Annotated in this window: 1 protein-coding gene; it reads right to left on the reverse strand. The window is 54.2% G+C overall.

From position 1 onward, the window contains the following. Nucleotides 1–236: FAD-binding protein (locus ACLJNW_RS28485; protein ID WP_410962032.1), on the reverse strand; the 236-nt coding region annotated here is incomplete at both ends.

Here is a 236-nt window from a genome sequence, read left to right on the forward strand (position 1 = left end):
GCCGAACACAGCGCCCTTCATTAATCCCGAACCGCCGGGATAATTGTTGTAAAACGATCCCCCGGTTATTTCTCCGGCGGCAAAGAGCCCATTGATCACATTGCCGCTCGTGTCTTTGACTTCACACTTTTCAGTGATGCCGATGCCGCCGAAGGTAAATGTTATCCCGCACGTCACCGGAAATGCGTAGTAAGGCGGCGTATCCAAACGCTGCGCCCAGTTCGACTTTACCGGGC

This window comes from Salmonella sp. SAL4457 (assembly GCF_046548235.1).
GTDB lineage: Bacteria > Pseudomonadota > Gammaproteobacteria > Enterobacterales > Enterobacteriaceae > Salmonella > Salmonella enterica.